Here is a 20,186-nt window from a genome sequence, read left to right as displayed (position 1 = left end):
CCTCCCTCCGCAGTCCCTTCGCTCGGCCTCCTGAAGTCGCAATCGGCGGCGCCTGAGCTACCGTGCGCTTAGAAGCAAAAGCAACGGCAACGGCAACGGCAACGGCAACGGCAATGCCGATTCCAATCAGCGGTCCTTGAACTGCGCCTCGCGCTTGGCAATGAACGCAGCCATCCCCTCTTTCTGGTCTTCGGTAGCAAACGCCGCATGGAACACCCGCCGCTCGAAGCGCACACCTTCGCTGAGGGTCACTTCGAACGCACGGTTGACGCTCTCCTTGACCATCATGCTCACCGGAATCGACTTGCTGGCAATGGTCGCGGCCACCTTCAGCGCCTCTTCCACCAGCTCAGCCTGCGGCACGATACGCGCCACCAACCCGGCACGCTCCGCTTCCTCAGCCCCCATCAGGCGACCGGTCAGGCAAAGTTCCATGGCCTTGGCCTTGCCCACCGCGCGGGTCAGGCGCTGGGTGCCGCCCATGCCCGGCAGCACGCCAAGGTTGATTTCCGGCTGGCCAAACTTGGCATTGTCCGCCGCCAGGATGAAGTCACACATCATCGCCAGCTCGCAGCCACCGCCCAGGGCAAAACCGGACACCGCGGCAATGATCGGCTTGCGCCGGTTGGCAATGCGGTCGGAATCGCTGAACAGGTCGTCAACGTAGATTTGCGGGTATTGCAGCTCGGCCATTTCCTTGATGTCGGCACCAGCGGCAAAGGCCTTGGCGGAACCGGTCAGCACCACGCAGCCGATGTTCGGATCGCGCTCGAGCTGGTCAAGGGCCTGGTTGATCTCGCCGACGATCTGCGCGTTCAGCGCGTTCAGCGCCTGCGGGCGGTTGAGGGTAATCAGGCCGACCTTGCCGTGGATATCCAACAGGATAGTTTCGAATGCCATGCAGTCTGCTCCTTCAAAGATTGCGCGCAATGACCATGCGCTGAATGTCGCTGGTGCCTTCGTAGATCTGGCAAACCCGAACGTCGCGGTAAATCCGCTCCAGCGGGAAGTCGCTCAGATAGCCATAACCGCCCAGGGTCTGCAAGGCATCCGAACAGACCTTTTCGGCCATTTCCGAGGCAAACAGCTTGGCCATCGACGCTTCCACCAGCGCCGGGCGCCCGGCATCGCGCAGCGCGGCAGCGTGCAGCACCATCTGCCGGGCCACGGCAATCTTCGTCGCCATGTCGGCCAGGCGGAAGGCCACCGCCTGGTGCTCGATCAGCGCCTTGCCGAAGCTCTGCCGCTCGTTGGCGTAGTCACGCGCCACTTCGAACGCCGCGCGGGCCATGCCCACCGCCTGCGAGGCGATGCCGATGCGGCCGCCTTCGAGGTTGGCCAGGGCGATCTTGTAGCCCTCGCCTTCGGCGCCCAGGCGGTTGGCCACCGGCACGCGCACATTGTCGAAAACGATCTGGCAGGTGTCGGAGGCGTGCTGGCCGAGCTTGTCCTCAACCCGCGCCACCTGGTAGCCCGGCGAATCGGTGGGCACGATGAAAGCACTGATGCCGCGCTTTCCGGCGTCCGGGTCGGTCACGGCGAACACGATCACCACCCCGGCGTTCTGCCCGGAGGTGATGAACTGCTTGCTGCCATTGAGCACGTAGTGGTCGCCATCCAGACGCGCACGGGTCTTCAGGCTGCTGGCGTCGGAGCCTGCCTGCGGTTCGGTCAGGGCGAAGGCGCCGAGCATCGCACCGCTGGCCAACGGGGTGAGGAACTGTTCTTTCTGCTGCTCGCTGCCAAAACGCAGGATCGGCACACAGCCCACCGAGTTGTGCACGCTCATGATGGTCGAGCAGGCGCCGTCACCGGCGGCGATTTCCTCCAGGGCCATGGCATAGGCCACGTAGCCGGTGTCGCTGCCGCCCCACTGTTCCGGCACCAGCATGCCGAACAGGCCCAGCTCGGCCATCTCGTCGATGGCCTCCTTGGGGAAGCGGTGTTCCTTGTCCCATTGCTCGGCAAACGGTTTCAGGCGCTTCTGGGCAAAGGCGCGTACCGCGTCGGCGATCTGTTGTTGCTCGTCAGTTACCAGCATGGTTCACCTCAGTACAGGCATTCGACAGCCATGGCCGTGGCCTCGCCACCGCCAATGCAGATGGCCGCCACGCCACGGCGCAGGTTGTTCTGGCGCAGGGCCGACAGCAGGGTCACCAGGATGCGCGCGCCGGAAGCGCCGATCGGGTGGCCGAGGGCGCAGGCGCCGCCATGGATATTGACCTTGTCGTGCGGCAGGTCGAGGTGCTTCATGGCCGCCAGGGTGACCACGGCGAAGGCCTCGTTGATCTCGAACAGGTCGACCTCGGCCAGGTTCCAGCCGGTGCGTTTCATCAGCTTGTCGATGGCACTGATCGGCGCGGTCGGGAAAAGTGCCGGGGTGTCGGCAAAGGCGGCGTGGCCGTGGATCACCGCCAGCGGCTTGAGGCCGCGCTTGTCGGCTTCGGAGCGGCGCATCAGCACCAGCGCCGCAGCGCCGTCGGAAATCGAGCTGGAATTGGCGGCGGTCACCGTGCCGCCTTCGCGGAAGGCCGGCTTGAGCTGCGGGATCTTGTCCAGGCGCGCCTTGGGCGGTTGTTCGTCATCCTTGATGACGCGCTTCTCCTTGCCCTCGGTAACCTCGACCGGCACGATCTCGGCAGCAAAGCGACCACTCTTGATAGCGTCCTGGGCGCGGGTCAGCGAGGCGATGGCGAACTGGTCCTGGGCTTCGCGGCTGAAGGCATTGGCCTGGGCGCAGTCTTCGGCAAAGGTGCCCATCAGGCGGCCCTTGTCGTAGGCGTCTTCCAGGCCGTCCATGAACATGTGGTCGATGATTCTGCCGTGGCCCATGCGGTAGCCGCCACGGGCCTTGTCCAGCAGGTACGGGGCGTTGGTCATGCTTTCCATGCCACCGGCCACCACCACATCGGCGGTACCGGCCAGCAGCAGGTCATGGGCCATGATCGCCGCCTGCATGCCCGAACCGCACATCTTGTTCAGGGTGGTGCAGGTGGTGTGCTTGTCCAGCCCGGCGCCCAGCGCGGCCTGGCGCGCCGGTGCCTGGCCTTGGCCTGCCGGCAGCACGCAGCCGAACAGCACCTGCTCGACACTGGCAGCATCGATGCCAGCACGCTCCACGGCACCACGGATGGCGGCGCTGCCCAGCTGCGGCGCGGTCAGGCTCTTGAGGTCGCCCTGCAGGCCGCCCATGGGCGTGCGCACGGCGCTGACGATAACGATCGGGTCATTGGCGAGGGTCATGTTCGCTCTCCTTACTTGGCAGCCATGCGCAGTGCGCCGTCGAGGCGGATAACCTCGCCGTTGAGCATGCTGTTCTCGATGATGTGGCGGGCCAGCGCGGCATATTCCTGCGGGCGCCCCAGGCGCGGTGGGAAAGGCACGCCGGCGGCCAGCGAGGCGCGTACTTCCTCGGTCATGCCGGCCATCATCGGCGTTTCGAAGATGCCCGGGGCAATGGTCATCACACGGATGCCGAAGCGCGCCAGTTCGCGGGCGGTCGGCAGGGTCAGGCTGGCGATGGCGCCCTTGGAAGCAGCGTAGGCCGCCTGGCCGATCTGGCCGTCATAGGCGGCGATGGAGGCGGTGTTGATGATCACCCCGCGCTCCCCCCCCTCATCGGCAGCCCCTTCGGCCATGGCCGCGGCGGCCAGGCGCAGCAGGTTGAAGCTGCCGATCAGGTTGACGTTGATGACCTTGGCAAAGCTGGCAAGGCCATGCGGGCCCTGTTTGCCCAGCACTTTCTCGGCACCGACGATGCCGGCGCAGTTGACCAGCCCGTGCAGGCTGCCAAAGGCGCTGACGGCCGCATCGACCGCCGCCTGGGCGGCCTGCTCGTCGCTGATGTCGGCCACCGCGAAACGGGCGTTTTCGCCGAGTTCGCGGGCCTTGGCTTCAACGGCCTGGGCATTGAGGTCGACCAGCATGACCTTGGCGCCGGCCTCGACCAGCATCTGCGCGGTGGCAGCGCCCAGCCCGGAGGCGGCGCCGCTGACGATGAAGTGTTTGTTGGCTATCTGCATGATCGGTTCCTTTCAGGCGCTGGCAGGGGTGGCCTGTTGCGCTTGTTGTTTGGCGACTTCCTGGTTGCGCAGGATGAAGCGTTGCAGCTTGCCGCTCGGGGTCTTGGGCAGCTCGCTGACGAATTCGATTTCCCTTGGGTAGGCATGGGCGTACAGGCGCTGGCGCACGTGCTGGCGCAAAGCCTCTTCAAGCTCGGCGCTGCCCTGGTAACCGCTGGCCAATACCACGAAGGCCTTGATCAGTTCGGTGCGCTCCGGGTCCGGTTTGCCGATCACCGCCGCTTCGATCACCGCTGGGTGCTCGATCAGTGCACTCTCGACGTCGAACGGGCCGACCCGGTAGCCGGAGGTGGTGATCACATCGTCGCTGCGGCCGACGAAGCTGATGCTGCCGTCCTGGTTCAGTTCGACGGTGTCGCCACTGAGGTAGTACTTGCCGACGAAGGCTTTGGTCGGAAGGCCGTGGTAGCCCGCGAACCAGCACAGCGGCGACTGCTCGCGGTCGACCGCGAGGATGCCCGGCTGCCCGGCGGGCAGTTCGTTGCCCTGCTCGTCCAGCACCACGATGCGGTGGCCGGGGATGGCGAAGCCGGCCGAGCCGAGGTGTACCGGGTGCTGCAGGCCATGGTGGTTGCACAGCACCATGCCCAGTTCGGTCTGCCCGTAGTGGTCGTGGATGGTCACGCCCAGTTCGTCGGCGAACCAGCGGATCACTTCCGGGTTGAGCGGTTCACCGGCACTGCTGACCACCCGCAGGCGGCCCTTGATCGGTGCCGAGAAGTCATCCCCGGCGGCAATCAGCAGGCGGTACGCGGTGGGCGAGCCGGCCAGGTTGGTGATGCCCAGCTTGTCGATCACCCGTGCGCAGCTTTCAACACTGAACGGGCCATCGTAGAAGGTGGTGGCATGGCCCAGCGACAGCGGGCCGGTGACCGCGTAATACAGGCCATAGGCCCAGCCCGGGTCGGCCAGGTTCCAGAAGTTGTCCTCGGGGCGCAGGTCGATAGCATCGCGCATGTAGCCCTGGAACGCGACGATGGCACGCAGCGGCACTTCCAGCGGTTTGGCCGGGCCGGTGGTGCCGGAGGTGAACATCAGCAGGAACGGGTCGTTGCCCGAGCGCATGACCGGCTCGCATTTGTCTGCGGCATTGTCCAGGCACTGCTGGAAGTCCAGCTCGCCACTGCGGGCATTGACGGTGATGATGGTCGGGCAGGCGTGCACATCGTCCAGCTTGGCGCGGTTGTGGCTGTCGGTGACGACCACCCGGGCGTGGGACTGCTCCAGGCGATGTTCGATGGCCTTGGGGCCGAACGCGGTGAACAGTGGCTGGTACACCGCCCCGAGGCGCCAGGTGGCAAGGATGGTGACCAGCAGCTCGGGGGTACGCGGCATCAGGCCGGCGACCCGGTCACCCGCACCCACGCCCTGCGCTTCGAGTACATTGGCGAAACGGGCCGCCAGTGCCTGCAACTGATCGAAGCTCAAGCGCGCGCTGTTGCCCTCGCGGTCTTCCCAGACCAGTGCGGTCTTGCCCTGACCGGCATGGCGGTCGCAACATTCGACACAGGCATTGAGGGCTTCGAGGTTGCCATGCAGCGCCGCAGCAGCAGCCTGGCCATGGTCGAACGCACGAGCGGCCTCGGTGTAATCGCGCATCGTCGGACTCCTGGTTTCTTGTTTTTGGAGTTGAACCATCGGTCCGACGATGTTCGCGCCGCGCTGGCGTCGCGGCAATGGCCTAAGTTGTCAAACTGGATGACCGGTTTGGCCGGTGGCCATCAGCCCGGTGCGCGCTCCAGGCTGATCACGTAGTGCTCGGTCAGTTGCAGTTGCAACGCCAGCCGATCGGCCTGCAGCTGCGCATCCAGAGCCTGTTCCTGGTTCAGATACTGTGCTTCACCCAGTTCATCGCGCCTTACCGCAAGTGCTGCCCGCTGCTCCGCAGCGAGTTGCTCAAGGTCATTGAACGGCTGGGCGAAGTGCTGTTGCAAAAAACGCTGCCAGAATGCGCGCGTGCACAGGTTTGCGACTACATCAACGAGAACGTTCGCCCTTTCCACGGCCGCCTCTGCCGCCTGCAGCCGATGCTCGCTCAACCCTACAGCTGCCGCCCTGAGGCGCATTCTGGCGGGCTGGAACGGCAACCTGAGCCTGGTGCGCAAGCGTACCCTGTAGCGCATTGCCAACGTCGCCAGTACCGCGGGCTCGGCGAAGCCTTCAAGGTTTTGCCGCTCGGTCTCGACAAACTCGTCAAGGCGGTCCAGGCGTTGCAAGGCGCGCCCCAATGCCAGCAACCTCGGGCCACGGGATTGGGCGCTATCGCCTGCCGCGTCGCGCTCGGCATGCAGACGCAGCAGTCGGCTGAACAGGTCGATGGCACCGTTGTCATCCATCACAACATCGTCGGCCGCCAGTTGCGCCTGGCGAGCGAACTCGACGTCTGTCTCCAGCATCGACAGGCATTGCCAGCCCATGCGCAGCAGATAAGCCTTGGGCCAGCTGAAGTCCGCCAAGCCTTGCAAAAGCTCCAGCAGATCGAACAGGCGGGCGTTTTCGTCCCGGGTGCTCAGCCGGTCCCAAAGCTCGCCGCGCCCATGGCTGGCGGAGTCGGAACCGACCCACCAGGTTCGGCCGATCTCTTCCTGCGGCTCTTCCAGGAGCGGCTCCAAGGCATACAGCTTGCCGTAATCGGCCATGGTCAGGCGGTTGCCATCAATCAGGATGCGCTGGCGAAACTCCAGCGGCATGGCCAGCACGCCGTCAGGCACCCCCCGCAGGAAATTGTCACGCAGGTCGGCTCGTTGCAGGAAGCCACACAATTCGAGCCCTCTGGGCCACTCGCTGAGCCCGCAGCGGCGCAAATTCAGCTCGATCAGGTGGGGCAAGTGATGGAAGCGCATTTCGTACACCCCCAGCGGGCTGTTATGGCTCAGGTCGAGATGGCTGAGCAGCGGCAAACCGTTCAATGCTTCGATGGCATGGGCATCCAGGCGGATGCGGTTATGCCCCAGGCGCAAACGACGCAGGTTGATCAGGTAGCCAAGCCCGCGCGGGCAGCGCAACAGCTGGTTGTGGCTCAGGTCCAGCTCCTGCAGGTAGGTGAATGCCCGCAGAAACTCCTCGTTCACCACCCCGATGGTCGTCTCGCTCAGTACCAGGGTGGTTACGTGATAGAAATCGATAGGTGCAGGCATGACCGGCAACGAATCGGTTGGCAAGTCATTCAGGACCAGGCGCAACCCCTGGCGCTTGCCGACACTGTCGACCTCCACTTGGTCGCCAAGCGCCTGCCAGGCACGCAGCATTCGTTCGGCGAACAACTGACGCCGCGCCCGCGATGTGTCACCCAGCGCAGCGGACACCCAGCGATTGAGCGCGCGGTTCAACTGCTCGTAATCATCCTGCAGCGCCATGAGCGCATCGGCGACCGGCACATTCTGTAGCAGCCAGCGATCAACTTGCGTTTCCAGCGAATCGCCCAGCCCAGGGAAGAATCGCCTGAGGCCTGCACGCAGTTGTTCCCTGGGCGTGGTGGGCACTGCCGCGCGCCCGCTGAGCAGGTAGCCGACGCGGCCATCGGCAAGACGCTGCCCGGGGTTGAACCAGCGTTCCGTCGGCGCCCAGCCCAGCATGCGGGCGATTTCCCCGTGGGTACCCAGGTGCGCCATGAGTTTTTCGCGCAGGCGCTCGGCATTGGCGTTCTCGGCCAGGCCCAACCGCCCCAGCAGGTTGCGCGACTTGAGCGCGGCCAGCACGGCCTGGAAAACGTCCGAGGACGCAGGTGGCTGCATCGCGAGTTTTCGGCCTCGCCCGTCGTACAGGGCAAAAACCCCTTGCTCACGCACCAGCACCCGCTGGTCGACCACGTCAGCAACCGAACCGATGCGCTTCAGCTCCACGGCATCGGAAACAGCTTTTCTCAATGCCAGGTTGAACGCATCCATGGCCTCGACATTCAGCAATGCCAACACCAGCATTCCCGTTTCATCGCTATACGCGCTCGGCAGATAAAGCCCTGCCATCGCCCTGCTCACCTTCGCCACCGAACACAACGACCTGGCCTGGATGGCCAACCTGTGCGACAGCTGCCCACTGTTGACGAACTGCTGACGGGCCTCGTGACTTGCCCCATCGGCCAGATCGCGCGCATAGGGTTCAGGCAACCCCAGCGCCATCAGCGGCTTGAGCAAAGGCTCCGCCGATTCTGGCAGGCGTGTCAGCCGAGCGAACAGCAGGTCGCTTGACCTTGGTCGGTCCGCAAGCACTGCGGCACGCCCTTTTTTACTGCCCGGTCGGGCCTCGCACCAGGCCAGCAGCTGCAAGTCCTGATCGGAGACAGTGTCGCGCTCCAGATCGCGAAAGAATGTGTCGATCCGAGCATCGGCATCGAATGCCCTGAGGGTTTCCCGCAAGCTGGCGGGCGTTCGCCGGTTTTCCACCAGCAGGCCGCGCAGCTCGTCCTCATCGATGCCGGCCATGCGCAAGATCTGCTGCGCCTGCTGGCTATCGAAAGGTTGATTGCGCGGCCAAAGGGTATCGAGCATTTTCGCAGGGTCGCGCCAGCGCTGCGGCTCATCGTGCATCAGGCGCCAGCTGCGTTCGCCATTGTGCAGCACGACCGGGCCATACGCCTCTTCGCGACCGGGATGGCGCAGACGCCAGGGACCATCGGGGTCAGGCCGGTGAACCTCGTAGAAGACTCCGTCGGCCTTTATCCAGCGGCGCCCTCCATCGGCATAGGCACCGTCCGCGCCCAAGGTGACCGTTCCAGGTGTAGAGGCAAAGACCGCCAAGTCACCGGCCCACAAGCGCCCCGCCCCATTGGCGAGCCTTACCGGCTCCAGCGCCGCGACGAACGCGCTGCGCACGAAGGTGACGCCGGCCACCGTCGCGGCGGTGCCCGCCAGTATCTCGGCAACGCCCAGCATGTGCTCCAGCGCCTCGTGCTGATGGCCTCGCGACCAGTCCTGCACGCCCTCGAAAACCTCCGAGAGGGTCTGGGCCACCAGTTGCCCAAGCAGCAAGCCACCCACCACCGGAATGAACAGGCCCGCAAGATTGAGCACATCAAGGCCGGCGGCCTTCCACGCCTCATGCCGTTCGCGCGACGCGGCTTCATCGGCGTCGGCAGTCGGCACCAGCAACAGGCGGCCATCCTGCTTCACCCGGTTTGTCTGCTGCGCAGCCAGCGCCTGGAAGATGTCATGCTGTGGCACGCTGCCATCGAGCTCCAGGTCCGGCTGGTCATCCGCCAGGCGGGCCTGCAGCTTGTGCATGAACCCGGCACGCTGATCCAGGCCGATCAACTGGCTGAACGCCTGGCGATAGGGTTCATGACGCAGCTCGGCCACCAGCGCGCGGTTGATCGAGGCATGGCTTTCGAAGTGTCGCAGCGCCTGTACCGGGTCGCTGGGCAGGTAGAGCACGCCGCCCTGCGTTTGCCCATGCGTGTCGCGAAGTTGAATCCACACACCATCCGCCACTGGGCAACCGAGGGCTTCGAACAGGCCTGGATGGCCCGTGAGGCTGGCGTATCGCCGATCTGCGGGTTTATCCACCAGGGCATGCAATGCCTCCCTGACCGGTTCGGTGATCTCGCCTTTCAGAGCAGCAACCTGCACGGCCAGGCGCAGCCCGGAGCGCTTGTCTTCACACAGGACGCGCTGAGCCGTGGCATCGAATGTCCGGTCCAGTTCCTGCTGATACAAGCGCCCGGCATCGAGTTTGCGGCAAGCCTCGACCAGTTCTTCGGTGCCTCGGGAAAGTACCCGTTCCTGCCCAGGCGCGACCAACCCGGTTCCAAGGTAGAAATCGTTGCTGGCGGCAAAGTTGCGCATCAGGCGGAGCAAGCCGTTTTCACGCCGTTGCCCGAACGTAGGAAATGGCGGCTCAGCGCCGAGCGTGGACGAGAAACGATGCGAAACCTCCAGCCACTCCAACTGCCAGAACGCTACGTCGCCCGGCAGCGGCTCGCGCAACAAACTGGCGAATTGCCGTTCGGCGAACTGCTGTGGTGACGGCAGCGCCAGGGTGATCCCGCGCAACCGGGCCTGAGTGGCATGATGGGCTTCCAGATTTTCGCGCAAAGTGCGGATCTGGCTCTGCGTGGCCTGCTTGAGCCAGGCAGGCAACCGGTCACCGATGAAACCGTCGTGCAAGTGGCTGGAAGATGCAGAGGCGGGCTGTGGTGCTTGTGGTTGGCGGGTCATGGCAGGTCCCTGGATGGCTGTCGAAAGCCATGCATGGTGTGCAACCTGTCGGCACTTGCGCAGAGGGAACCCCTGCGGTAGAAGCAGGGCGGCACAAGGCGTGCCGCCCGTGAAGCGTCGTCACTTTGCCTCTGGCACCATCAACGCTTCGCGCGTAAGGCGCTGAGCAAGGCTGCCCAGGGCCTGCTCGCGCTCATCGCGCAGGGCGTTGCTCAGGTTCCAGTACTCGTCACTGGTCAAGGCCTCCCTTTGCTCGTCCAGTGTTTCCAGCCGCAGGGTGAACTGCGTTTCCAGGTTTTCGAAGTCGTCCGGATGCTCTGCCCGCAGTACCGGCAACCAGAAATCACGCTCGCTGATGAACACGATCCGTTGCTCGCCCGCCTCCACCTCCAGCACTTCCTTGAAGGCCTCCTCCAGTTGCAGCGACGACACGTTGGCCAGCCTGCCAAACTGCATGTGGCGAGGTTGGCCCAACAGGTCCAGACGCTGGGCCAAGCCGCTGAGGTAGGCAAGATTGACCTCCACCTCCTCTTCATCATGGTTCCCGCGGCTCCAGCGTCCATCCTGGTAGCGGGCGTCTATTTCGCGCCGGGCGATTCTCTCTACCCAGTGCACGCGAAACAGCCGCTTGGCCAACTGCAGGCGTGCCGAGCGGGTCGAGATCGGGTCGCCGCCGCGGGTGGCCTGCTCGACATGCATGCGCACCTCAAGGCGGCTGAACACGGTGGAAACGCTGTCCACGCAGGTGGTGGGCTCCGCTGCCAGGTCAAACAACGCAATGCGCGTGGCGGTATCGGCATGGGCAGCATCCAGCATTGCCCATATCCTGAACCTGAGTTCGGTCGGCGCCTTGCTGAATTCAGCCGTGGTCGTCAGTTGCCTGAGCAGCTCGAAGAAAGCCAGGCTGCCGGGCTCGGCATTCAGCGCATCCCATTTCCCTTGCTGCTCCTGCCGCGCCGCTGAGTCCAGAGTCTGCAGCCATTCTTCCCGGGCCGAGGCGTGCCGTTGCGGGCGGGGCGAAACCAGCAGGCGTTCGACGCCATACAGGCGCTCGATATCCTGCACTGGCAGGGCATTGCCCTCCAGGTGCATGGCACGGCGCAGCTGCAGCGGGGCCCGGAACAAGGCTGTCGGCAACTCGGCTATCCGGTTGTTGCGAAGATCGGCGAACACCAACAGACCACACCATTCCATGCCCGTGGGCAGCGCCGTCATCTGCGCGCGGTTCAAGCGCAGAATCCGCAGGCTGGGCAATTGGTCGAACCGTAGCCTGATGTCGCCGAGCGGATTGTCACTCAGGTCCAGCGAACGCAAGAGCATCAGACTGGTCAGCACATTGGCCTGCGGCTCCGAGATACGAATACGGTTGCGCGGCATCAGCAACTGGCGCAAGGCGGTCAACCGCTCCAGCCCGGCAGGCAACGCCAGCAAGGCATTGTCGCTCAGGTCCAGGCACAGCAGACGGGGGAAGCAGGCGAGAAAACCCGACGGGAGGGCATCCAGCCGGAGCGATGACAGGGTCAATTCCGATACGTGCGAGAAGTCCGTCCCGACCGGCAACACAGGCAGGCTGCCCACCGGTACGGCAACGATGTTCAGGCTGAGCATCGCATCGTTGCTGATAGCCCCGGCAGAGCGGTCGCTCCGCATCTGCCAGGCACGCCGCAACGAATCTGCGACTCGTCGGCGTGCGCGGCTGGCGGTGCCCGCACCCTCTTCAACCCAGGCCAGCAAGCTGTCATCCAGGCGGCGGTATTCCTGTTCCACACGCAGCAGATTCTCGAACAGGCCCCCACGCATTTCCCCCAGGCTCTGAACATAGCGTTCGACGCCGACATCTCCGATACCGGGGTACAAGGCGCGCACCCGCTGACGCACTACGCGCTCCGGCGAGTCGATGCACGACTGGCAGCCACCCAGTGGATAGCCCGCTCGGCCATCGGCCAAACGCTGCATAGGCGATGCCATGGGCCTTGCCTCCCGCCAGCCGAGCAGACGCAGCACGGCCTGCCGGTCACCGGGTAGCCAGGCCTGCATCTGCTCGCGAATTCTGGCAGGCGCATCGGCGCCATCCCACCCCTGTCGAAGCCGGTATTCCACGGGCAGGCAAGCGGCTAGAACCTCGAACAGCCCCTCGGGGGCGGCGACCTTACGCTCATCCGGCAAGCCTCTGTCGTTGTAGAGCTGGAAGCGCCCCTTCCGCCTGACCAGCACCACTGCCTGCTCAAGGTCGGTCTCGGCGAACAGCCGTTCCATCGCCGCCCCGGCATACGGGTCCCGGCGCAACACCAGGTTGAACCCGGCAGCGCCGGGGCCATGCCGACGCAGCAAGGCAAAGGCCAGCGCCACCACTTCGGGCCGATAACTGCCTTGCAGGTACAACGCTTCGCGCATGCGGGTCAGGCGCGCCAACTGCAGGGCCACCCGCGCCTGTTCGGCCAACGCCAGCGGCAGGCGAGACTCTGCCTGCATGCGCAAGCGCAGAGCCTCGGTGGCATGCTCCAGCACATCGAGGGCATAGGCATCTGGCAGCGTCGGGAAGTCTCGCTGAATCAATCCCAGCAGCGGGTCGTCGGCCAGGTAAAGCCTGGAGAAATGCTCGAGCATCGCCTCACGCAACTCGATTGCCGCGTCACAGATCGACAGCGCCTGTTCTTCGACGGTTTCATCCTGCAGCTGCAGCCTTTCGATGCACCATTGCCACAAGTCGGAATCGGTATCGGCCTCCCCCGCTTCCAGCCGGCTGAAAAAGGCTTGCGCGCGCGCGTCCACGGCAAAGCGCTGCAAGGTATCGCGCAGTTGCACTGGCATCGCTCGCCGCTCCACCAGCAGGCCACGCAGGTAGGCCTCGTCGACATCCGCGACTTTCAGCACCTGCTCCACCCGCACAGCGTCCATCGCGGCCGCAGCCGGCCAAAGCCGCCCGAGCAACAGCGCGGCGCCCTGCCATTCCAGTGGCCGCTCATAAGCCAGCCGCCAGCCACGCGCAGAGCAGCGTTCCAGCACCGGCCCGAACGCTGCCTCACCTTCGGCATGCAGCAAGCGCCAAGCGCCATTGACGGTTTGCCTTACCCGGTACAAAGCTCCATTCAACCGCCACCAATGGCGCTCACCCTCGGCGAGCAAGCCGTTGTCGAGCTCCGTCAGCTGTAGAGGTGGCGTAGTGTCCTGGTAAGGCGCCAGCTCATTGCGCCAAAGCCGTTGCCGGCCATCTTCGGTGATAACCGGCTCCAGTGTTTCGACGAATGCACTGCGGGCCAGGTGGACACCGACAACCACCGCACCGGTAGTTGCCACGCTGAAGGCCACCTGAAGCATATGCTCCAAGGCCTCATGCTGATGGCCCAACTGCCAGTCACGCACGCCCTCGAAAGTTTCGGTCAACAGTTGCCTGGCAAGGTCCGCCAGCAGCAAAGCCCCGATGACCGGCACGAACAGGCCTGCCAGGTTCAGCAATACCAGGCCGGCGCCTTTGAGCTCGTCAAGGCGCTGCTCCGAAGCCGCGTCATCGGCCTGGGCGGTGGGCACCGCAAGGAAACGTGCATCGGCCTTGATTCGCTGCATGTGCCAGGCGGCCATCGACGCAAAACCGTCCCCCGCTTCCAACACCCTGCGGGGTTCCAGGTCAGGTTGTGCATCCTGCAAGCGGGTGGCCAGGGCCTGCTCACAAGTGGCGCGATCACCCAAGGCAATGCGCCGCACGAATGCCTGCCGAAAGTCCTGGTTGCCCAACGCCGTGGCCAGGACGCGGTTCGCCTCATCCCAGTTGGTAAACGCGCGCAGGGGTTGCGCCTGATCGTCAGGGGTGTACAGGATCACTCTTTTCAAGCGCCCTGGTACCCCGAAGGGAAACGTTGACTGATGGCGGGGCTGCTCGATCAACTCAACGGCCAGCGCGCCATCTACCCTGCAGCCAAGGACCTGCAGCGCACCGATCTCCAACTGCAGCGGCCCCTTGATCACGACTGGTTCATCCTTGCACGCGATACGCAGCGTCAACAGGTCTTCCGGATCCAACTGCTGCTTGATGGCCGCGATCTCGACCGCCACGGCCAGTTCCAGGCGCCGGTCGGTGGTCAGGGCTTGTTCAAAGTCAGGGGTCAATACCTGCGCCAGGTGCCGCTGATAGGCGCTGCCGACATCCACCTCGCGGCACAGGCTGACAATCCGGTCGATGTCTTCGCTCACCACCTGCTCGGCCTGGGGGGCTGCCGGGAGGGTCAAGGCGGTGCCGAGGAAGAAGGACTCGTTGGCGTTGAAGTTCTGCAACAGCTTTTGCAAGGCCGGCATGCGCACGAAGTACGGTTGGTAATCCGGGATCAACCCTGCTTTCACATCCAGCCGTGCGCGTGTTTCGCGCCACACCAGCTTTTCCAGGTCAACCTGCAGTTTCAGCTGGCGGTCCTGGCGCAAGGCACGCTCGAACAGTTGCTTGGCAAAACGGTCCAAGGGCTCCATGCGGTTGGCGAACCCCGCCATCTGCCGCTGGCTCGCCAGATAGGCATTGAAACGCAGTTGCAGCCTGGCAAGCTGCTGTGGCTTGGCCGCCTTCAACCAGGCGGGCAAGCTTTGCGCGATGAAATCTTCGGCGGGGTGAAGCAGCTTGGGGTGCAAGGCAGGTTGAGACATCGTCGATTTCCTGGTCAGTGATCGACTTGTCACGATGCTCGCCAGCGGTGGCGACCGGCATTGGGAAGGCGTGGTCCCTTAGCCACCACTACCGCGCTTGAGGACCAGCGCTCGATAATGCCCGGGGTTGCAGCCGAACCACTTGCGAAACGCCTTGTAGAACGAACTGCTGTCGGCAAAACCCAGGCGTTCGGCGATTTCGCTCATGGCTGCGTCTTCCTGGCTCAGCCAGGCAATCGCCAGCTCACGCCGCACACTGTCCTTCAACCCCTGGTAATTCTGCCCCTCTTCGGCCAGCCGCCGGCGCAGGGTAGAAGGCGACAGGCACAACTGCCGTGCCAGGCTGTCGCCATCGGGCCACTGCCCCGGGTCCAGGCGCAGCAGGTCGGTGCGAATGCGCCGCCCGAGGCTGGCCGGGTCACGGTACTTGACCAGGATGTTGCCCGGCGCCTCGGCCAGAAAGCGCTGCAGTTCTTCTTCGCTGCGCCGCAGCGGCAGCTCAAGGCATTCGGCAGCGATGATCATGCGCGTGCGCGGGCGCTCGAACTGCAGGTTTTCCGAAAACATCACCCGGTAGTCATCGCAGAAAGGCGGTTCGGCACAGCGCAGATCGATGGCCAGGATCGGGATACGTCGCCCGGCCAGCCAGCAGGTCACACCGTGCACGATCATCCAGAAGGTGAAATAGGTGAAAGCGCGGCGCGGGGTATCACGCGGTTCGTTGATGACGATTTCGGCCAGGCCCTGCTGGCGCACCAGGCTTGGCTGCAGGTCTTCAAGCATCAGTGACAGGAACGCCAGCGCGGTTTCCAGGCCAGCGCCCAGGGTCGGCTGGCCCATGCTGGCACGGCACATGAACGCCAGGCTGCCGCTGCGCAGACCGCGCGGGTCCATGGCGAAGAACTCATCGTTGCAGCGCCGCGCCAGCAGGCGCCAGAGCCGGGCATAGGACTCGGCGCTGACTCGCGCCGCAGGCAGGTGGAGCTGTTCGACGGCGATACCCGCCCGGGCCAGCAAGCCGATATCGGGCTCGCCAGCGGGGCAGGTCTGCAACAGCGCCTCGCGTACCAGCTGCATGGAAATGGTGTCTTTCTCGCTCATCAACGGTCCTGTCGGCTCAATGCCGGCCATCTTAGGCCGCCCCGTTGAAAACAGCCATCACAGCCCCGCCGCCAGGCCGAGGAACGCCTGGATCAGGCGCAGCTCACGGCGGCGCTCCAGGCAGCCGATCAGGTGCTGGTTGACCAGGCCGTCACCGGCCAGCGGGCGCGCCACTACCCGCGGGTCATTGGCGACTTCGGTGGACGACACCACGCCAATGCCCAGCTCCGAGGCCACCGCTTCGGTCACCGCCTCGCGGCTATCCAGCTCCAGCAGCACCCGAGGTTGCACGGCGGCCTTGCTACAGGCCTTGTCGAAGGTGCGCCGGGTGGTGGAGCTGGGTTCGCGCAACACCATGATCTGCTGGTGCAGCTCAGCCAGCGGCAAATCACCCTCGCCGCTGGCCCAGGCATGCCCCGCCGGCAGCAAGGCGCACAACCGCGACTCGCACAAGTTCTGCAGATGCAGGCCTTTGCGCGGCTCGATCTCGGTCAGCACGGCCACGTCGGCATGCTCGCTGAGCAATGCCGCCAAGGTTTCCTGGGCATTGCCCAGGCGCAGGTTGACGGTAATGCCCGGGTAGCGCTCGCGCAGCAGCGCCAGCATCGGCATGACCCGGTGCGGGCCATCGGCCGCCACCTCCAGGCGCCCGGTCAGCAATTGGCGGTTGGCCTCGAGCATGGCCTGCGCCTCTTCGGCCAGGCTGAACATGGCGCGGGTAATGGCTGCCAGGCGGGTGCCCTCTTCGGTCAACTCAACCCGCCGCGCGGTACGCCGCAGCAAGGTGATCTGGTATTGCTCCTCCAGCGCCTTCACGTGCCCGGTCACTGCCGGCTGGCTGATGAACAGGCGTGCGGCGGCACGGGTGAAGCTGCCCTCACGGGCCACGGCATCGAAGGCACGCAACTGAAACAGGTTCATATTTATCGGCCTGACTTATAGCTCGGATAACAACAAACAATTTGATTGATGACAGCGCCAATTGCAACCTAGGCCCCGTAGTTTCAGCCCACCGCTTGTGAGGAATAACGGAATGAGCAACGCCCCGATTCTGCTGACCCCCGGTCCCCTGACCACATCAATCCGCACCCGCCAAGCCATGCTGGTGGACTGGGGCTCCTGGGACCGCGACTTCAACCAACTGACTGCCAGTGTCTGCGAGCAACTGCTGGCCATCATCGACGGCAGCGCCAGCCACCACTGCGTGCCCCTGCAAGGCAGCGGCACCTTCGCCGTGGAAGCGGCCATCGGCACCCTGGTGCCGCGTGACGGCAAGGTCCTGGTGCTGATCAATGGCGCCTATGGCCAGCGCCTGGCGAAGATCTGCAAAGTGCTGGGCCGTGCCTACAGCACCTTCGAAACCGCCGAAGACCAGCCGACCACCGCCGCCGACGTCGACCGCCTGCTGGCCACCGACCCGGCCATCACCCATGTCGCCCTGATCCACTGCGAAACCAGCACCGGCATCCTCAACCCGCTGCCCGAGATCGCCCAGGTGGTCAAAGGCCACGGCAAGCGCCTGATCATCGACGCCATGAGCTCGTTCGGCGCACTGCCGATCGATGCCCGCGTCATCCCCTTCGAGGCACTGATCGCCGCCTCCGGCAAATGCCTGGAAGGCGTACCTGGCATGGGCTTCGTGTTCGCCGAGAAAACCGCCCTGGCCGCTGCCGAAGGCAACGCCCACTCGCTGGCCATGGACCTGCACGACCAGCACACCTACATGGCCAAGACCGGCCAATGGCGCTTCACCCCGCCGACCCACGTGGTCGCTGCCCTGCACGAAGCGCTGCAGCAATACAACGAGGAAGGAGGCCTGCCGGCACGCCACCGGCGCTATGCCGACAACTGCAAAACCTTGCTCGACGGCATGGCCGCCATCGGCCTGCGCAGCTTCCTGCCCGCCGAGATCCAGGCGCCGATCATCGTCACCTTCCACGCACCGAACGATCCCCGCTACCAGTTCAAGGACTTCTACGAGCGGGTCAAGGCCAAGGGCTTCATCCTCTACCCGGGCAAGCTGACCCAGGTGGAAACCTTCCGTGTCGGCTGCATCGGCGTGGTCGGAGCGGACGGCATGCAGGCCGCCGTGAATGCCGTGGCCGAGGTGCTGCGGGAAATGGAAGTGCTGGACATCTGACCCTTTGCCCACCCAATTTCAGGAACAAGCGCACATGAACTACAGCAACCCTACCCAGCTGCAAGCCGCCATCCTCGACTGGGCCGGCACCGTGGTCGACTTCGGCTCCTTCGCCCCGACCCAGATCTTTGTCGAAGCCTTTGCCGAATTCGATGTGCAGGTGTCCATCGAAGAAGCCCGTGGCCCGATGGGCATGGGCAAGTGGGACCACATCCGCACCCTGTGCGATGTGCCGGAAATTGCCGAGCGCTACCGCAAGGTGTTCGGCCGTACCCCGACCGACGATGATGTCACCGCCATCTACAACCGCTTCATGCCGCTGCAGATCGAGAAGATCGCCGTGCACTCGGCGCTGATCCCCGGCGCCCTGGACACTCTCACCGGGCTGCGCCAGGACGGCCTGAAGATCGGCTCTTGCTCGGGCTACCCGAAGGTGGTGATGGACAAGGTGGTGGAGCTGGCCGCGCAGAACGGCTACGTGGCCGACCATGTGGTGGCCACCGACGAAACCCCGAACGGCCGCCCATGGCCGGCCCAGGCCCTGGCCAACGTGATCGCGCTGGGTATCGACGATGTGGCGGCGTGCGTGAAGGTCGACGATACCGTGCCGGGCATTCTCGAAGGCCGCCGTGCCGGCATGTGGACCGTGGCCCTGGTGTGCTCGGGCAATGCCCTGGGGCTGACCTGGGAAGGCTACCGCGCGCTGAGCGCCGAGAAGCTGGAAAGCGAGCGCCAGCGCATCCACGCCCTGTTCGCCGGCTCCCGTCCGCACTACCTGATCGACACCATCAACGAACTGCCCGAAGTGATCGCCGACATCAACCGGCGCCTGGCCAAGGGTGAGATGCCGCAAACATCCTGACCCGGCCATGGGGGCCGCGTTGCGGCCCATCGCAGGCGAGCCAGCTCCCACAGGTCCAGCGACAATCTTGAGAACAACGCCGTACCTGTGGGAGCTGGCTTGCCCACGGCCCGCCCCTACTCCGGCAACTGCACCCGGGGTTTGGTTGCCGCGAAGATCGCCCAGCTCGACACGAACAGCGCCGCGATCAACGGCCCGATCACGAAGCCGTTAAGCCCGAATACCGCCAGCCCGCCCAGCGTCGACACCAGAATCAGGTAGTCCGGCATGCGCGTGTCCTTGCCCACCAGGATCGGCCGCAACAAGTTGTCCACCAGGCCGATCACCAGCACACCGAACGCGGTCAGTATCACCCCCGACAAAATCGCACCGGTCAGCAGGAAATACGCCGCCACCGGTGCCCACACGATCCCCGCCCCCACCGCCGGCAACAGCGACAGAAACGCCATCAGCACCGCCCATACCAGCGCACTCGGGATATCCAGCATCCAGAAAATGAAACCGCCCAGCGCCCCCTGGGTAATGGCCACCAGCACGTTGCCTTTTACCGTCGCCCGCACCACACGGTTGAACTTCAGTTGCAAACGGCGCTTCTGGTGTTCGGGCAGCGGCACTGCCAGACGCACCTGGCGGGCGACTTCCGCGCCTTCGCGCAGGAAGAAGAACAACAGGTACATCATGATGCCGAAGCTGATCACGAACTCGAACGTGCCCTGCCCAAAGTTGAACGCCTGGCTGGCCAGCACCTGGCTGCCCTGGGTGGCCCACTTGCTGATCTTGTCGCGTAGCCCGTCGAGGTTGCCCATGCCCATGCTGTCCAGGCCCTGCTGGGCAAACGCCGGAAGCATCTCCTTGCCGCGTTCGACATAACCGGCAATATCCAGCTCCCCGTGCTCGATGCGCTGGTACAGGGCGGCTCCCTCCTGCACCAGCAGCGCACTGGTGATGATCACCGGCAGGATCGCCACCAGCAGGCACACCAGCAAGGTGGCCGCCGCAGCCAGGTTGCGCCTTCGGCCGAAACGCAGCAGCAGGTGGCGCTGCAGCGGGGCGAACAGGATGCCGAGTATCACCGCCCAGAAGATAGCACCGTAGTACGGCAGCAGGATCCAGATGAAGGCAATGGTCACCAGCGCCAGCAGTACTGCCAGGGCTTTGTTCTGCAGGGCGGTCTGGTTCATCGCGGGTCCTCGCATGGCTTATGCGTTATTAGTGCACCG

General features: G+C 64.7%; 12 protein-coding genes. 2 read left to right on the top strand and 10 right to left on the bottom strand.

Annotated elements, in window-relative coordinates; all coding sequences use genetic code 11:
* Window positions 1-126: 126 nt before the first annotated feature.
* The 9 genes from RR51_RS16950 to RR51_RS16910 all read right to left on the bottom strand — a co-directional run bounded on the left by RR51_RS16950 (window position 127) and on the right by RR51_RS16910 (window position 16,885).
* Complete coding sequence (locus RR51_RS16950) at window positions 127-900, bottom strand: enoyl-CoA hydratase (protein ID WP_023662690.1); 774 nt, start codon at window positions 898-900, stop codon at window positions 127-129.
* Window positions 901-913: 13 nt separating this feature from the next.
* Window positions 914-2,041 (bottom strand): acyl-CoA dehydrogenase, encoded by a 1,128-nt coding sequence (locus RR51_RS16945; protein WP_039614175.1) that lies wholly within the window; start codon window positions 2,039-2,041, stop codon window positions 914-916.
* Window positions 2,042-2,049: 8 nt separating this feature from the next.
* Window positions 2,050-3,243 (bottom strand): acetyl-CoA C-acyltransferase, encoded by a 1,194-nt coding sequence (locus tag RR51_RS16940; protein WP_039614174.1) that lies wholly within the window; start codon window positions 3,241-3,243, stop codon window positions 2,050-2,052.
* Window positions 3,244-3,254: 11 nt separating this feature from the next.
* Window positions 3,255-4,022: an SDR family NAD(P)-dependent oxidoreductase gene (locus RR51_RS16935; protein ID WP_013971831.1), complete on the bottom strand. Its 768-nt coding sequence runs from the start codon at window positions 4,020-4,022 to the stop codon at window positions 3,255-3,257.
* A 12-nt stretch (window positions 4,023-4,034) separates the two neighbouring features.
* Window positions 4,035-5,681: an acyl-CoA synthetase gene (locus tag RR51_RS16930; protein WP_039614173.1), complete on the bottom strand. Its 1,647-nt coding sequence runs from the start codon at window positions 5,679-5,681 to the stop codon at window positions 4,035-4,037.
* A 122-nt stretch (window positions 5,682-5,803) separates the two neighbouring features.
* A complete protein-coding gene (locus tag RR51_RS16925) occupies window positions 5,804-10,234 on the bottom strand; it encodes a dermonecrotic toxin domain-containing protein (RefSeq protein ID WP_039614172.1) in 4,431 nt (1,476 codons plus the stop codon).
* 120 nt (window positions 10,235-10,354) lie between these two features.
* Entirely contained in the window at window positions 10,355-14,863 is a 4,509-nt protein-coding gene (locus RR51_RS16920) for an NEL-type E3 ubiquitin ligase domain-containing protein (RefSeq protein ID WP_039614171.1), read from the bottom strand.
* A 78-nt stretch (window positions 14,864-14,941) separates the two neighbouring features.
* Window positions 14,942-15,964: an AraC family transcriptional regulator gene (locus tag RR51_RS16915; RefSeq protein WP_039614170.1), complete on the bottom strand. Its 1,023-nt coding sequence runs from the start codon at window positions 15,962-15,964 to the stop codon at window positions 14,942-14,944.
* A 57-nt stretch (window positions 15,965-16,021) separates the two neighbouring features.
* Window positions 16,022-16,885, bottom strand: a complete 864-nt coding sequence (locus RR51_RS16910; protein ID WP_039614169.1) for a LysR substrate-binding domain-containing protein — start codon at window positions 16,883-16,885, stop codon at window positions 16,022-16,024.
* A 112-nt stretch (window positions 16,886-16,997) separates the two neighbouring features.
* On the opposite strand from RR51_RS16910, the gene RR51_RS16905 reads away from it, so the two are divergent.
* Window positions 16,998-18,104, top strand: a complete 1,107-nt coding sequence (locus RR51_RS16905; protein ID WP_039614168.1) for a 2-aminoethylphosphonate--pyruvate transaminase — start codon at window positions 16,998-17,000, stop codon at window positions 18,102-18,104.
* Between the two features lie 34 nt (window positions 18,105-18,138).
* Complete coding sequence (phnX, locus tag RR51_RS16900) at window positions 18,139-18,966, top strand: phosphonoacetaldehyde hydrolase (RefSeq protein WP_015269646.1); 828 nt, start codon at window positions 18,139-18,141, stop codon at window positions 18,964-18,966.
* A 116-nt stretch (window positions 18,967-19,082) separates the two neighbouring features.
* Here the strand turns inward: phnX and RR51_RS16895 are convergent, their stop codons facing one another.
* On the bottom strand, window positions 19,083-20,147 hold the full coding sequence (locus RR51_RS16895) for an AI-2E family transporter (protein ID WP_039614167.1): 1,065 nt from the start codon (window positions 20,145-20,147) through the stop codon (window positions 19,083-19,085).
* Window positions 20,148-20,186: the final 39 nt, after the last annotated feature.

It is taken from the genome of Pseudomonas sp. C5pp (assembly GCF_000814065.1).
GTDB classification, from domain to species: domain Bacteria; phylum Pseudomonadota; class Gammaproteobacteria; order Pseudomonadales; family Pseudomonadaceae; genus Aquipseudomonas; species Aquipseudomonas asiatica.
Note: the sequence above shows the minus strand (reverse complement) of the source record. Positions and strands in the feature narration are given on the sequence as shown.